Raw genomic sequence first — 264 nt, forward strand, 5'->3', positions numbered from 1 at the left:
GCGAGGTAGGTTTTGCCACAGCCTGTGGCGCCTGTAATTAATATATTCTGATGTAAACTCAGCCAGGTGCTTTGGCTCATGCTGTTTTTGATGCGCCTTTGGCATATGATGTGTCTGTGTCGTATGTCTGCCTAAACGGTTTGAGCGAGGATGCTGTGCTATTAAAGTGCCGTCATAATAAAGCTGTACGAGTTGATTGGATATGTGTGCGCGTAATTGTTTTTTAACCCACAGATAAGGCACGCTGTAGTAATGTTTTTCTAT

The 264-nt window shown here is 43.6% G+C and carries 1 protein-coding gene; it reads right to left on the bottom strand.

Features of this window, described 5'->3' with window-relative positions; genetic code table 11:
* Window positions 1-264: Mu transposase domain-containing protein (locus AAEY55_RS18400; protein ID WP_407072714.1), on the bottom strand; the 264-nt coding region annotated here is incomplete at both ends.

It is taken from the genome of Pseudoalteromonas sp. 120-MNA-CIBAN-0494 (assembly GCF_040308885.1).
Classification (GTDB): domain Bacteria; phylum Pseudomonadota; class Gammaproteobacteria; order Enterobacterales; family Alteromonadaceae; genus Pseudoalteromonas; species Pseudoalteromonas nigrifaciens.